Raw genomic sequence first — 14239 nt, 5'->3', positions numbered from 1 at the left:
CAAATCAGAAGAAACTTATTATCCCATAACCTGATGACGGGCAAAGGCACGTCTGGCATAAAAGACACAAATAAGAGTGGCCGCCAGCGCAACGGGAATTGACAGCCATATGATATTCAGCTGAAAGGCTCCGGCTTCCAGAAGGGGACAGGTAAAAATATCCGCAAGCTGCATCTGCCGGACAGGGAAAAACTGTGCAGGCAGGTTTAAAAAGCGCCACTTCCGCCATGGGAGAAACATGGGTACCACGAACAGCGCAAAGGAGATAACCAGGCTGGTGAAAGTACTTTTGGCCACGGCAGATATGAGAATGGCCACCGCTGTCAGCGTCAGCCCTGCGGTAAACCACAGGAGAAGGGCATACAGGATCCCCTGACCGTAGGTCATGGGATAGGGGACGGCTGTGAAAGCACTTATCTGGCCCAGCTGGATGGAGGCATTCCAGCCGTCTGTTCCGTAATGGAAGAGGAAGACTGCTCCGAAAAGCAGGATAACCAGAGCTGTCAGGCTCATAGAGACTGTAAAGCCTGCAATGATTTTAGCCCATGCGCATTTTGTCTTGCCATATGCGCCGGTCAGTATCAGTGCGTCCGTTCTTTTGGTGTACTCTTCGGAGAATAACGGGGCCAGGATGATGGTCACTACACAGCCCAGAGAAAGCAGGGTGTTGACCACGGCAAAAAGAAGTCTTTCCCAGCCGGAGCCATAACCCAGTGTGAGGTCAGGAGCCAGCTCTCCGTAAACCTCCTGTACGGTCATTCCATTCCAGGATCCGTCCGCCGTGTAAAATTGATTCAGCGCGGAATAGAGAAAATTATGTGAGTAATAGCTTTCTATGGAAGGATCCAGGCTGTGTTCCGTCATATCTTCGTCCGACATGGTATATTCGGCCAGAATGGCCTGCACTTTCCCGTCTGTCAGGGGACCTTCGTATCTTTTCCCGATGGCTTTGGCGGCACGGATGGCATCTTTTCCTTCCAGAGCCACCAGGCTGCCATCCTGAAAATACTGAACGACTTCCGGGCCCGGATAGATCCACTCACAGGTCATGGCAATCTGCATGAGTGCCATTCCCACTATAAAGGCCCACACAAGCTTCTTTTTCATCAGCTTTTGTAATTCATATTTTATCAGTTCCCACATGTTTTTCTCTCCCTTCTTCATCGTTAAAGTAATACATGTACAGATCCTCCAGATTGGGGGCTGCCTCCCGGGCGCCGGGCATGGGAGAATCATCGGCGAGCAGGCGCAGGATGGTTTCTTCTCCCTCATTCCGCAGGTTGATTACATCGAAGGATGCCGATATCTGTCCGACCAGGTCGGAAGTCGCGCGACATTCCCAGACCCTGCCCTGGATGGTCCGGATAATCTCTTCCGGCTTACCGGAGTGAATCAGCCTCCCGTTCTTCATGACCAGTATCTGGCTGGCAATATATTCTACATCCGATACGATATGGGTGGAAAGGAGAACAATTTTATTTGCGGCAAAGGAACTGATGAGATTCCGGAAACGCACACGTTCTTTCGGGTCCAGTCCGGCTGTAGGCTCGTCCAGAATCAAAATCCGGGGATTATTCAGCATAGCCTGCGCGATTCCCAGACGCTGTTTCATGCCGCCGGAGAAAGTCTTTATTTTCTTATCCTTTACCTCCAGGAGTCCCACAGTGTCCAGCAGCTCCAGCGAACGCTGCCTGGCGTATCCTCTGGAAAGCCCTTTTACCGCGGATATATAAAGCATGAATTTATATGCGCTGAATTCCGGGTAATAGCCGAAGTCCTGCGGCAGGTAACCCAGCAGATTCCGGTATTTTTCGCCCATTTGCTGAATTTCCTGATTGTCATAGAGGACTTCCCCTGCGGTGGGCGTCTGGATATCGCACAGCAGACGCATCAGCGTGGTTTTTCCCGCGCCGTTGGCGCCCAGCAGTCCGTACACGCCTCTGGTAAGACACAGATCTATCTGGTCCACTGCGATTTTACTGCCGTATTGTTTTGTCAGTTTTTCTACTCTAAGTTCCACTTTGTTACTCCTTCCTTTCTCTTCAGATTGGTGCACAGTCTGACAGCACTGTAAACTGCGGCTGTGCTGAAGGCGATGACAGCTGTCATGGTGAACGCAGGAATCCACTGGAGGCGGCCTGTCTGAATCAGATGGTAAATATGCTGTAATCCGCTGGAGCCGATGATACACAGCATGGTTCCGGTTGCACTCAACATGTAAATATTGCACTTTCTGGAAAAATGATTCAGCTCCCAGAGATAAATGCAGCTGCTGATGAGAAACGGCAGGATAATGTACAGGCTGAACTCCCATGTTGCACTCAGCCTTTTTCCATAGAGACAGCACCCGAATATCAGAATAAAGATGTCCCCGCTGCCGATAATACAGAGGTGCATGGCTGTAATCTGTCTGAAGTCATAACGACAGGCTGATTCCATTTCCCACATATTGCAGCCAAAGCTCCTGATAATGTCTGCCATGGGCAATATGGCCAGCAGGGGACCGGTAAAAGACAGCAGTATCAGTGTCTCCATGCCGACTGCTTTCTGACGCAGCAGCAGGAAAAACAGAAGGAGCACGAGAAGCTGTATGGGCCATATCCACAGAGAGATATAGGGAAGCTGACGCAACAGTCGGTCTGGCAGACTGGAATTCTGCGGAAGGGCAAAAGCCATGGATTCTGCCCGAAGCCTTACTTCCTGCTTCAGGTGAGCAGCTTTTTCCGGCAACGGTTCCGGCGCCTGATTCAGCGCTAAAAAATCTTTCATTTTCTGTTCACCAGTTTTCTTCATGAATACCCTCCTCCCGAAAGAACCTTTTTAATTTGTCCAGTCCCTGTTTTAACCTTGACTTGGCGGTGGGCAGGTTTACCCCCGCGATTTTTGCGATTTCCCGTACTTTAAAGCCCAAATAGAAATGCAGGATAATCACCTCGCGCTGATACTCCGGCAGACGCAGGAGACATTTTTGGATGACACAGGAAATTTCGATTTGCTCATAGGCGTTTCTCCGGCTGTCATTTTCTTCGGAACAGAGAAATTGTCCGCTGAACCGTCCTTCTTCATCGTACTGCTCCCAGTTGTCCTCCGCCAGGGAGACTGTGGGGGGAGGATTGGCGCGGTAATAATCCCGACAGACGTTCAGAGCGATTCGAAGAAGCCAGCGTTTAAATTTATGGGTCTCCACATAGCTGTCCATAAAGCGCAGCATGCGCAGAAATGTATCCTGCGTGCAGTCGTAAGCAGCCTGCTCGCTTCCGGTTCTGTAGTAACAGAAACGGAAGATTTCCGGATAGTATTTGTCTATCAGCGGATCCAGGAGGGCTTTGTCGCCCTGCTGGATTCGGCTGATCAGTTCTTCGTCGGACATGGTGTGCACTGTGCTTTCTCCTTTTGGTGTTGTAGACAAATTTCGCGTTTAAGCCATAAGGGGCAGGCTCCTGCAAGGACTTAGGGGGGCCTGCTGCCGCCTGAGTCCAGGAGTCTTGCAAGGACCAGCAAAGGCCTTTTTCTAAAGCGAAGGGACGTCGGAGAAGGGGTGGGAGGTTCTTTTCTCGGCAGGGGTAACGCGCCGATGAACTAACTGCCAACAGAAACTAAGGAGCGAAAGTACCGCCCCTAAGTTTCAGTAGGCAGTGGATTTCATCTCTGCTAAGGGCACCCCTCAGTGCTGTCGGAAAGAGCCTCCCACCCCTTCTCCGCCTGTCTTTCCGCAAGGTTTAGTAAGGTAATACTACAGGCCGACTTATGGCTGCAGGGGACTTGAACTTCACAAAATGCCAGAAAGTTTAGTCTATATCTACATCAGGCACTGGAACTTTCACGAACTATACCGCTTAGTCCATATTTACCCCCAGGCCAGTATAACCAGTGGAGAAACAGGCAGAGGAGGCCGGTGGCTCTTTCCGACAGCACTGAGGGGTGCTTTTAGCAGAGGCTTAGTTTACCGGCGCGTTACCAAAGAACCACGGCCTCCTCTGCCGTACCTTTGCATTCATCCTGCCTCGCTGCCGTAACCTGGTTTCAGGCGTCAGGCCCTCTGTAAGTCATTGCAGGGAAGCGGATTCTGGCCCAGGGACCTTTACAGGTCCTTGCAGGAGAACGGCGTATTTACCTTGCATCCCCTATAGTATATAAAACGGAAGAAACCGGAAAAAGGATTTAAGGAAATGAAAAAATCATCCGGCAGTTCAACCGAATGATTTCTTCAGGCATCAGCTTTCAAGCTTCTTGTACAATGTCAGATTTACAAAACCGTTCTCTACATGGACCTCCGCTTTATCCACCATCATCCCCACCAGCAGCAGTTCGCTGGTTTCCCCAAAATTGCCGGAACCGGCCAGCTCCCAGTAGATATCTTCAATCCCGTCATTTCTCTGTTCATTCAGACAATGAAGTGCATCCAGTTCCCTTTCATTATCCGGGTGGTAATTGGCGTGGAAGGTAATCCGTTCATATTCTTCTGTCCTTTCTATATTGGAGCTTATCTGGTCAGCTCCCACCGACAGGAAGAACATGGTCAGTTCTGCCATAATTTTTGATACTTTCCTCTGCTCGTCATACATTTTCGTTTTTCCTCTTCTTCTTTTTGTCTTTTTCCAGCATAAAACTTTCCAATGCCGGCAACATGATTATAGCCACCCAGCCGGCGCTGAAACCGTTGTTATACAAATTTAATCCGCCGTACATCTGGGAAGTACACATAACAATAGCCACATGCAGCATTCCGGCCAGTATCCCGGCAACGACGCCGAACCGCCCGGCAATGGGGGCAAGGCCCACTGCAAAAATTGCGGCCAGCTGAATCCCGGGAGTTGTGGGCGTAAACTGATTCAGAAAGGTGGACAGAAACACGCCGCAGAGTATCGGCCAGTAATTCCTGACATGGGCGCCGAAGGCAGAAAAGCCGAAAGCCGTCAATATAGCGCCTACCACCGGACCGGATAAGTCGCCCCCGATCAGGTAGATGTAAGTGACACAGATGGAACCTACCAGAGCCATATTCATCAGGGTACCGCCCACACCTTCCATCAGAACGAAATCTGCAACTGCTCTGCCGGGATGTTTCCAGATCTTCAGAAGGTCCTTTACTTTGCCCTGATTCAGGTACAGGCCATAGAGAAAAGTCAGCAGGAAAAAGATATAGAGTCCGGCTCCAATCCATAAGGGTCTTCCTGCTCTCCAGATCATTGCCGGCTGACTTTCCAGGCCGAAAGATTTGAGAATGCATACCATCACAAATGCCAGTGTGCCGGCAGAAAATCCCACATTGAACAGGTTAAATCCCATGTGCATGGAGGCTGTATGTACGGAAAGCTCGGGTAAAATAAAACCGATGGAAATGCCTGCGCCGATGGAAATCAGCAGATTGATTTTCCAGTCAAAAGGCAGCAGATAAACAAGTTCTGTAATAAGCGGAGAGAGACTGGTTCCGAACAGGGCAGTGTAAAGGTATCGGCTCAGCCGGGAACCGTGCAGCTTTGCATAGAGGGAGGAACCTGCAAGAATCGGCAGGATATTTACCGGATTCTTGCCCCAGAAGCCATAGCCCACATAGATAAACACGGCTGCCATGGTCAGACCTGTGAATTTGACCTGCTCTCTGTGCAGCAGGAAGAGCCCCATGGTGAGCACCAGGCAGGCATTCAGCAGTGCCGTGCCATAGCCGGCCAGCTCAAAGTAATCCGTTATCAATGCGTCCCGGGAAATGATGATTGTCCATAATCCACGGAAGACAGTGGCGGGATTCTGACCGTCCTGTGCCATGCCGACCAGCGCCGCCATAAACAGGAACAGCAGGAAAGCAGTGGTGAATACTTTCAGTTCTCTGTCTTTCAGTTTGTCTCGGATTGTTTTCTCTTTCATTTATACCTCCGATTTCTGATTTACTTCAGTGTACTGTCTCTGCTCTTTCGCGGCAAGCCATTTCAGCTGCCTGATAAGTAAGGGCACTTCAAAAAGCAGCATCACAACTGTATTCCTGTAAGTTTCTATGGGGTAATCTCGTTTTCGGATGTATCATTGGATATTCAGTCCCAGCTCCACTGGTCCACACCCTCGATATCCAGAGCTTCCCCGCTGTTTCCTTCCAGAATGACATTCTTCAGGGTTACACGCTCTGCATTTCTGACGAAAATACCTTTCCTGCTGTCCACCTCGCAGCCGGTCATCATGGCTGCGACTCCGGGCCGGGCATTTTTGGCATAGGAAATGAACACGTTTTCCATCTCCACGCTTTCGATTTTCGACTCCGGCAGTCCGTAAAAGTAGAGCCCGGCCACATGGCAATTGGTACATCTCACATTGTGTATGGCGATTTTGCCCACTTTGGGGGTTCTTTCGTCCACAGGGAGAGGATCCTTGCAGGCCACATATTCTGATTTCCCGTCGGGTCCGCAGTAATAGAAGCAGTTGATGACAAAGGGACTCATGACACCGTCCATTTTCACATGCTCAAAGGTAATCCCTGTGAGATAAGAATCCTTTCCGCGTCCTCTCCTGCTTTTGACCCGTAAGCCCCGGTCAGTGTTGACGAAATAACAGTTTTTTACAAGAATATTGTCCACGCCCCCGGCATTCTCGCTGCCGATTGTCACACCGCCGTGTCCCCGCTCCATCCAGCAGTTGCGCACCAGGATGTCTTTGGAAGGTGTGCGGTATGTTTTTCCCAGATACATTTTGCCTGACTTGACGGCGATACAGTCGTCGCCGACGGAGAAATATACCCCTGCAATTTCCACATTGGTGCAGGATTCAGGGTCGATGCCGTCTGTGTTGTGTGAATTGTCCGGCGACTCAATCCTGATATCCAGGTAACGGAGATTCTGAGAGAAATAAGGGTGCATGTTCCAGGAGGGAGAATTCCGGAAGGTGACTCCCTGTACCACAATGTCTCTACAGTGATTCAGGAACATCATCCGGGGCCTTGCTGCCGGAGCATTTTTCCGCTTTTCCAGATCCCACCAGTTGTCGAAATCTGCGGCGCCGTCTATGACGCCCTGTCCACAGATGACCACATCTTCCACATACATACCGGTGATGATGCTGGCATAGGTGTCCGTGGGGCTGCCTTCCCAGCTGGCGGGAAGAAATTCGCCATCTTCATCATAACTTTCGATTCTTCCCGGGAGAATAGGATATTTCTCACTGTCGGGAATGGCCAGCAGCAGAGCGTCCTTTGCCAGCTCAAGCTTCATATGACTTTTCAGGAAGAGATGGGTAAAACGGTAGGTTCCCTTCGGCACATAGACGCGGCTTTGCTCGGGAACTGTCATGATGGCGGCCTGGAGACAGGCGGTATCGTCAGTGACACCGTCTCCCTTTGCGCCGAAATCTTTTACATTCAAAGTGACATATTCGTAATCCGTATGCAAAGCGATGATTTCAGAGACATCATTTCCGCATTTCAGCTGTATTTCATAATCTGTGTCGGGCTTTAAGCCGTACACGGACAGGATGGTCTGGTCGGTAGTCACATAGTAGGTTCCGTTCAGATAAAGTGTGTATTCTTTTGTCCGATAATCCGCTTCCGGGTCCAATATTTCCAGGACGAAATTCCGGGCTGTCTTAAAGATGATTTTTCCTTCCATAATATATGCCTTTCTGTAATCGGTAAGTTAGTGTGGCAGCAGCTGTTTTCCGGGATTCCGGCCGAACAGACTGTGCAGTGGTTCTGCAGTTGTTAAGCCGGACAGCTACAGCGCCTGCAGCTTCAGGTACTGTGCGTATGCCATGAAGGTGGCGGCGATTCCCTTTCTGTCATCGGCGGTTACAGGTTCCGACAGGTAGTATTCCACACTGCCGTCTCTTCTGCCTTCCTGAGGGCCCAGACCGGCTACGCTGCAGTTCCCCAGCAGGGTCAGTACGCCGTCCTTTTCCTGAAGCTTCCGCTCAATTACAGATTCCAGAATCGCCTCTCCTGTGGGCTGATATTTTTCGGCCAGCAGGGCTTTGAGACGGCAGGCTTTCAGGATGGAGGCTGCTGTCATGGACGAGCCGGAGGTCTCGAGATAATTGCCCGGAATGTCGGCCCGGTCTACCACCTGATAAAATAGGCCGCTTTCCGGATGGCGATAATCGAGGATACCGCGGATGCTTTCCTTATAGATATCCTGCAGCTGGCGGTAATAGTCGTAAGCCCAGCTATCCATTTCCTCCATGGTATCCACCAGAGACATCAGGAACCATGCGATGGACCTGAGCCAGAAATTGGCGGAGCAGCCGGTCTCTCTGTCTGCCCAGAAGATGCTTCTGGATTCATCATAGCCATGATAGTAAAGCTTTTTCTCAGGATTGAACATCTTTTTATGTACCAGTGCAAACTGATCAGTGATGTCCACATAGCGGACCTTGCCGCCGTATCTGGTGTCGTAAGCGGCGTAAAAGGGCTGTGCCATGAACAGACCATCCAGCCATACCTGATTGGGATAAATCAGCTTATGCCAGAAATTCCCCGCCTTAATCCGGGGCTGCTCCGCCAGCTGGCTGAGCAGGAGCTCCATGGCCCTGCGGTAGCGCTCTTCCCCTGTCTGTTCATATGCGAAAATCACTGCTCTGCCCGGCGCTATATTATCCAGGTTGAAATCTTCCTTTTTATAATGAAGAATTTCTCCCTCTGCCGTCACATAGGAATCCATGTATTCCAGGATAAAATCCCGGAACCGCTCTTTTCCGGTGGCTTCATAGAGCTGAATGGCCGCTGTCAGGATGCAGCCGTCCTCATAATTCCACTTATCCATTTTTACTTTGCTTAAGTCCTGGTAGAAATCCTCAATAAACCTTTCCAGTTTTTCTGCGTTTTCACGCTTCAGCATTTTTCGCGCCTCCTTTATATTTTTTTATGCTCAGCCTGATGTCCTGTCTGAATGTCTGTTGTAAGGTGATGATTCCCTCACATAATTTTTACCCATCGGCAAAGCCTTTTCCGATGGACAGTTCCATAATTGGATTCCTATCTTATAGTTTAAGGGAAACGGGGGCGGAAAGCAAGAGAAGAAATTATTCTTTCAATTGTGCATTGTGCATTCCGAGAAATATTGCTATAGTGATTATAACAGTAATTCTGTAAGAAATGGAAATTTATGAGGGATGGGCAGGAGAACCTGCGGAACATATGATTTTACGGATGAAAAAGGAGAAATAAAGGTGAGTGAACGAATCAGAAACGTCAGAACCTTTTCGCATTATGTGACGGCTTATTTTATGGTACTTTTAGTGGTTTCAGGTGTAATTCTGGTGGGAACGCTCTGGTATTCCTCCAATATGCTGCTGCAGGCGGAGCGGCAGAGTGAACAGAAAAACATGCAGCTGGCAGCCGATAACCTGGAGAAGCAGTTTCAGATGCTGGAAAGTATTGCGGTACAGATTGGCATAACGACTAAGTATCGGCCCAATGTCTTAAGCCGGAACCAGTACAAAGAGATTGTAATGCTGGAAGATTTCACTAAATTTACCAATTATTCCCCACTGTCAGTCAATTACTTTCTGGCGTATCGTTCGGAGAAGAAAATATATACATTTACAGGAAATACCACTTATTTTGAATATTATGGACCATCTGTTCTTGGAATTCCCTATGAGCAGGCAGATGAGATATTTGGACAGATACTGGATAAAAAGAAGGCTTCTTTCTTATATTCAGAGCCTTATGTTCTGTCGGTTTTTCCTGTCCGGTTTTATGGATATGACAAAACCAATGCCTATAATGCCGTGCTCTGTTTTGTGCTGACAAAACCACAGATTCAGCGATATCTGGAGCAGGTGTGTGCCGGATTGCCGGAACAATATGCCGTTATGGTGAATGGAGAAGTTATCTTGGACAAAACGGATATGGAGATTGAGGTGCTGACCGGGGCTTCGGATTGTATGAACGTCATTTCTTCTGACGGGAAAATCAGGCTCTATGCGCCGGTGCGTTTGAAGGGCTGGCAGCTTCTTCTGGATTGGGATTCTGCGATTTTTTATATTGGAGTTGGCTTCTGTGGGGTGCTGATTCTTCTGATTGCTTTTGCCATGGCTCATATCAGCCTTCTTCCGCTGAACCGGCTGATTGAAAAGTATGTGCCGAACAGTTCAAAGTTTGAGCGGAATTTCCGGCAGCTGGATTCGATTCTGGGTAATATGACGCAGATGAATGCCGATATTCGTTTCCAGCTGCGAAATCATCTGCTGAATCTGATTCTGCGCGGCGAGTACAGTGAAGGGATGCTGGAACGCTGGTCTATGACAGGCATTGTATTTGACAGATCGCTGTACTGCGTTTATCTGATGAAAAAAGAAGGGCAGGCGGATGTCGGCAATCTTCTGGGAGAGGAGCTGGAAAAGCTCAGGGACCTGGATATAGACTTTTACATAGTGGTAATGGAACATATTGATATGACGGCGGTCATTGCGGGTTATGACAGCAGTGTCACACATCAGCAGGTCACAGAGATGCTTCGGCTGGCTGCTTCGGAATGTACACTGGAACTCTGCGTTGGCCGTCCGGTAGATTCTCCGAAGCGACTGCCGCTGTCCATGATGTCCGCACAGACTGCCGGCAGCTACCGGGGAAGCACTTCTGCCTCTCAGAAGCGTATCCAGACGGATTTTCTGGCTGAGAGGCTGGTTGCCGCTGCTGAATGCGGCTCTCAGAGTGCGATGGAGGAAGTCAGCCGGGATATTGACCGTTTTCTTATGGATTCGGCTACAGAGAATCTGCTGAGAAAGCAGAATCTGTATGAATTTCTGCAGAATGTACTTCGAAAAGCGGACGAGCACGGAGTGGAAGTAGACAAATCGGAGGTGAATTCCCTGGTATTGCTGTCGGACATTTCCATGACACTTTGTGATCTGCAGAAATTATTGCTGGAAGCGGCAGATAAAACTTCACAGAACCGGCTCACCGGCAATGATGCCTCCAAGCTGTTGGTGGAATATGTGATTGCCAACGCCTATGATCCGGATATCAATTTACAGGAATTGTCTGACCGTTTCGGACTGAGCTCCGACTATATCAGCAGTATGATTAAAAAGGAAACGGGATTTTCATTTAAGGAGTACCTCACGATGCTGCGCATTGCGGAAGGAAAGCGTCTGCTGACAGAAGAAAAATCTCTGACAGTAAATGATGTGGCCATGCGGGTGGGCTATCGGAAAGCCTCTAATTTCAGCAAAAAATTCAAAGAGCTTACAGGAATGCAGCCTTCTCAGGTGAGATGAATCAGCGGAATTCCTGATTGAGACAGCGGATGTCCCAAAATCCCCAGAACTCCCAAAAACCGGATTTTAGCGGTTTTTTGGGAGTTTTCCCGTTTTTTGGGATTTGAATAAGCAGATTGGATAATGTTATGATGACTGCGGGCTCGAAACTGTGAAATAATATATAACAGAGATAAGGGCTTTAGTGAGAAAATGTGGCAAAAACACAAAAAGGGAAAAGAGAAAGGAGAGGTATTATGAAACGGAAACGTGCAATGGCTTTGCTGTTGGCCGGAAGTATGGTCATGGGGCTGGCAGCCTGTTCTTCGTCAGAGCCTTCGTCAGAATCAACAGGAGGCTCTGCTTCGAATTCTTCTGGTGCGCAGGACTCTTCAACGGCACAGACAGAGAGCGGGGGAGCGGAATCATCAGGTGAAACACCGGTTCTGCGTCTGGCTACTTATCTGCACACGGAGCAGACAGTGGCGCTTGAAGACCTCTGGTTCTTCAAGCATTTGGAGAAGAAATTTAATGTCAAATTTGAGTTGGAAGATATGGGTGCGGACAGTGCAACCCGTGTCAACCAGTTTTTCCTGGCAGACGATCTTCCGGATATTATGTGGCTGGGATTGTCCACTACGGATGCAATGACCTATGGCGTCAGTGAGGGAATGCTCCTTGACTGGACGCCGTATATGAATGAAGAGACAATGCCGAATCTCATGAATGTTCTGAAAGATTATCCGGATGCACTGGTGGCATCCACAACACCGGACGGAAAGGTGTACAGTCTTCCTTATATCCGCGGACCGGTTTATGCCAACAATACGGGTGCATTTTCCGGCACAATCCGGGTAAACATCAATAAAGTATGGCTGGACAAAGTAAATATGGATATGCCTGCCACTCTGGATGAGTTCGTTGAGGTTGCCCGTGCATTTAAACAGCAGGATCCCGGAGGCGTGGGCGAGCAGCTGATTCCGGTTTCAGACAATCAGAATAAGATTAAGGATTATATCTGGAATGCGCTGGGATTCTATGGAAGCGGACAGACATACGGGACGAATTTCGCTATCAAGAATAACCAGATTACGCTGCCTGCCTATACACCGGAAGCGAAGGAATTTATGCAGACTCTGAATACCATGCTGAAAGAAGGATTGCTGTCACCGGATTACTTTACTTTGGATCAGGATACCAACCGGGCAAATGTGGCCGCCGGCTATGTAGGCATCTTTGGAGACAGTACTCTGCAGCCTGCAGAGAACAGCTGGCAGGACTGGCTGGCGCTTTCTCCGCTGTCCAGCGATGTGAATGACACTCGTGTCGCACATGTTAATGCCGGGTACTCTCTCGGTACTTATGTATCTTCCAGGACAGAATATCCGGAGCTGATTGCTTCCATCATTGACTATATGTACAGTGATGAAGGAGGCTGCTATTATCACAACGGCCCCATGAAGGGGAGTGCGGATGAAATGGACGGCAACGGATGGTGGATTAAGGAGGACGGCAGCTTTACCAATGCCAGAATGGAAGCAGATCCTGTAGCCACACTTGCGAACGGCAATACGGCATGTTATTATGTGGCCGGACGCTTCGATCATATGGAAGCCTATCGCTATGATTTGGCAGGCGTGGATAATCCCATGGAATACCGTACGGTCAGGGATGTACTGACAGGAAAAGAGGTGGAGATGCCTGTCACGGATGTGTCGATTTTTGACGACGACAACTGGGACCATCACTGGCGTGTAATTCAGACGGAAGCAATGAAGGATTACCTTACATTTATCGTTCTGCCGCCGGTTTATCTGTCTCTGGAACAGAAGGAGGAGGCCGACAATTATGCAACGGTTATCAATGATTATGTGACGCAGGAGACGGCGAAGTTTATTGCTGGCGAACGTCCTCTGGACGAATTTGATGCATATCAGAACGAGCTGAAAGACCTGGGTGTCGAAGACTACATCAATATCTATAAGGATGCGTATTCGGGCTTTATCGATGCAACCTTCGGCAACTGATTTGAGAGCATTTTTCATGGCGGGTGGGAACGTATCTTCCTGTCCGCCATTTTTACATTACAGGAGGAGAAAAGATGGCTGCATTATCTGCGAAACCTGAAAAATTTAAGAAAAAAATAACAGCCGCCTATGTGATAAAACGCCTGAAAGAGAGCTGGCAGCTGTATCTGCTGCTTTTGCCGGCCTTTATTTATGTAGTGATTTTCAGCTATGGTCCCATGTACGGCATACAGATTGCATTTAAAAATTTCAAACCAAGCATAGGGATTACCGAAAGTGAATGGCTGGACCCGCTGTTCAAGAACTTTATCCGTTTTTTTAAATATCCGGACTTCTGGAAGATGATTCGGAATACCTTATCGATTACCCTGTATTCCCTTGCAACCTTCCCCTGCGCCATCATATTTGCACTGATGCTGAATGAAGTCAGACGGATTCGGCTGAAGAAATCCATTCAGATGATTACTTATGCCACACATTTTCTGTCAGAAGTGGTGGCCTGTTCCCTGGTACTGATGATGCTGGACCGTGCCAACGGTCCTGTCAACAACCTGATCGCAGCGCTGGGCGGGGAGAGGATTCCTTTCATTACCAATCCCAGAGCTTTTTCCTCTATCTATGTGTGGTCCGACGTGTGGCAGAATCTGGGATGGAATTCCATTCTCTATATCGCGGCCCTTGCTTCCATATCTCCGGAGCTGGTGGATGCCGCCAGGGTGGATGGGGCCAATCGGATGCAGATTATCCGGCACATCAACATTCCCGGTATTATGCCGACAATTGCGATAACCTTTATTATGAGACTGGGCGGCCTGCTGTCGGTGGGCTATTCCAAAATCTATCTGCTTCAAAATGATTTAAACCTTTCTGCTTCTCAGGTGATATCAACCTATGTTTACGATATCGGTATTCTGGGAGGGCAGTACAGTTACTCAACTGCAATCGGCCTGTTTAACAATATTGTGAATATCATATGTCTGCTGATTGCAAACAAAGTGGTCAGGCGTCTGACGGAAACAGGATTGTTCTGAGAG

Annotated in this window: 11 protein-coding genes; 3 read left to right on the top strand and 8 right to left on the bottom strand. The window is 48.9% G+C overall.

From position 1 onward, the window contains the following. Nucleotides 1-18 precede the first annotated feature (18 nt). From NSB25_RS14020 to NSB25_RS13985, 8 genes are all read right to left on the bottom strand, one after another. The gene (locus NSB25_RS14020; RefSeq protein WP_172455136.1) at nucleotides 19-1143 is read right to left on the bottom strand and encodes an ABC transporter permease; all 1125 of its coding nucleotides are present in this window, start codon (nucleotides 1141-1143) and stop codon (nucleotides 19-21) included. Further along, nucleotides 1121-2020 carry an ABC transporter ATP-binding protein gene (locus NSB25_RS14015; protein ID WP_103240270.1) on the bottom strand — a complete coding sequence of 300 codons (900 nt, stop codon included), beginning with the start codon at nucleotides 2018-2020 and terminating at the stop codon, nucleotides 1121-1123. The genes NSB25_RS14020 and NSB25_RS14015 overlap by 23 nt, the downstream gene beginning before the upstream one ends. Continuing rightward, nucleotides 2005-2793, bottom strand: a complete 789-nt coding sequence (locus tag NSB25_RS14010) for a hypothetical protein (RefSeq protein WP_103240269.1) — start codon at nucleotides 2791-2793, stop codon at nucleotides 2005-2007. Before NSB25_RS14010 ends, NSB25_RS14015 begins: the two co-directional genes overlap by 16 nt. Next, nucleotides 2777-3370 (bottom strand): RNA polymerase sigma factor, encoded by a 594-nt coding sequence (locus tag NSB25_RS14005; protein ID WP_103240268.1) that lies wholly within the window; start codon nucleotides 3368-3370, stop codon nucleotides 2777-2779. Before NSB25_RS14005 ends, NSB25_RS14010 begins: the two co-directional genes overlap by 17 nt. Before the next feature lie 844 nt (nucleotides 3371-4214). Continuing rightward, a complete protein-coding gene (locus tag NSB25_RS14000) occupies nucleotides 4215-4565 on the bottom strand; it encodes a hypothetical protein (RefSeq protein WP_103240267.1) in 351 nt (116 codons plus the stop codon). Then, a complete protein-coding gene (locus NSB25_RS13995; RefSeq protein ID WP_103240266.1) occupies nucleotides 4558-5865 on the bottom strand; it encodes a DUF1576 domain-containing protein in 1308 nt (435 codons plus the stop codon). Before NSB25_RS13995 ends, NSB25_RS14000 begins: the two co-directional genes overlap by 8 nt. 164 nt (nucleotides 5866-6029) lie before the next feature. Continuing rightward, the gene (locus NSB25_RS13990; protein WP_103240265.1) at nucleotides 6030-7589 is read right to left on the bottom strand and encodes a glycoside hydrolase family 28 protein; all 1560 of its coding nucleotides are present in this window, start codon (nucleotides 7587-7589) and stop codon (nucleotides 6030-6032) included. Nucleotides 7590-7694: 105 nt separating this feature from the next. Further along, on the bottom strand, nucleotides 7695-8813 hold the full coding sequence (locus NSB25_RS13985; protein WP_103240264.1) for a glycoside hydrolase family 88/105 protein: 1119 nt from the start codon (nucleotides 8811-8813) through the stop codon (nucleotides 7695-7697). A 331-nt stretch (nucleotides 8814-9144) separates the two neighbouring features. On the opposite strand from NSB25_RS13985, the gene NSB25_RS13980 reads away from it, so the two are divergent. From NSB25_RS13980 to NSB25_RS13970, 3 genes are all read left to right on the top strand, one after another. After that, entirely contained in the window at nucleotides 9145-11199 is a 2055-nt protein-coding gene (locus NSB25_RS13980; RefSeq protein WP_172455135.1) for a helix-turn-helix domain-containing protein, read from the top strand. A gap of 236 nt (nucleotides 11200-11435) precedes the next feature. Continuing rightward, entirely contained in the window at nucleotides 11436-13205 is a 1770-nt protein-coding gene (locus NSB25_RS13975; RefSeq protein WP_103240262.1) for a type 2 periplasmic-binding domain-containing protein, read from the top strand. Between the two features lie 74 nt (nucleotides 13206-13279). Then, a complete protein-coding gene (locus tag NSB25_RS13970; RefSeq protein ID WP_103240261.1) occupies nucleotides 13280-14236 on the top strand; it encodes an ABC transporter permease in 957 nt (318 codons plus the stop codon). Nucleotides 14237-14239: the final 3 nt, after the last annotated feature.

This window comes from Acetatifactor muris (genome assembly GCF_024623325.1).
GTDB lineage: Bacteria > Bacillota > Clostridia > Lachnospirales > Lachnospiraceae > Acetatifactor > Acetatifactor muris.
This window is presented reverse-complemented; position numbering and strand designations above follow the sequence as displayed.

What these genes read in the sequence shown, in the direction of transcription:
- NSB25_RS14020 (WP_172455136.1), bottom strand. Translation starts at nt 1,143, where the DNA reads ATGTGGGAACTGATAAAATATGAATTACAAAAGCTGATGAAAAAGAAG.
- NSB25_RS14010 (WP_103240269.1), bottom strand. Translation starts at nt 2,793, where the DNA reads ATGAAGAAAACTGGTGAACAGAAAATGAAAGATTTTTTAGCGCTGAAT.
- NSB25_RS14005 (WP_103240268.1), bottom strand. Translation starts at nt 3,370, where the DNA reads ATGTCCGACGAAGAACTGATCAGCCGAATCCAGCAGGGCGACAAAGCC.
- NSB25_RS14000 (WP_103240267.1), bottom strand. Translation starts at nt 4,565, where the DNA reads ATGTATGACGAGCAGAGGAAAGTATCAAAAATTATGGCAGAACTGACC.
- NSB25_RS13995 (WP_103240266.1), bottom strand. Translation starts at nt 5,865, where the DNA reads ATGAAAGAGAAAACAATCCGAGACAAACTGAAAGACAGAGAACTGAAA.
- NSB25_RS13990 (WP_103240265.1), bottom strand. Translation starts at nt 7,589, where the DNA reads ATGGAAGGAAAAATCATCTTTAAGACAGCCCGGAATTTCGTCCTGGAA.
- NSB25_RS13985 (WP_103240264.1), bottom strand. Translation starts at nt 8,813, where the DNA reads ATGCTGAAGCGTGAAAACGCAGAAAAACTGGAAAGGTTTATTGAGGAT.
- NSB25_RS13975 (WP_103240262.1), top strand. Translation starts at nt 11,436, where the DNA reads ATGAAACGGAAACGTGCAATGGCTTTGCTGTTGGCCGGAAGTATGGTC.
- NSB25_RS13970 (WP_103240261.1), top strand. Translation starts at nt 13,280, where the DNA reads ATGGCTGCATTATCTGCGAAACCTGAAAAATTTAAGAAAAAAATAACA.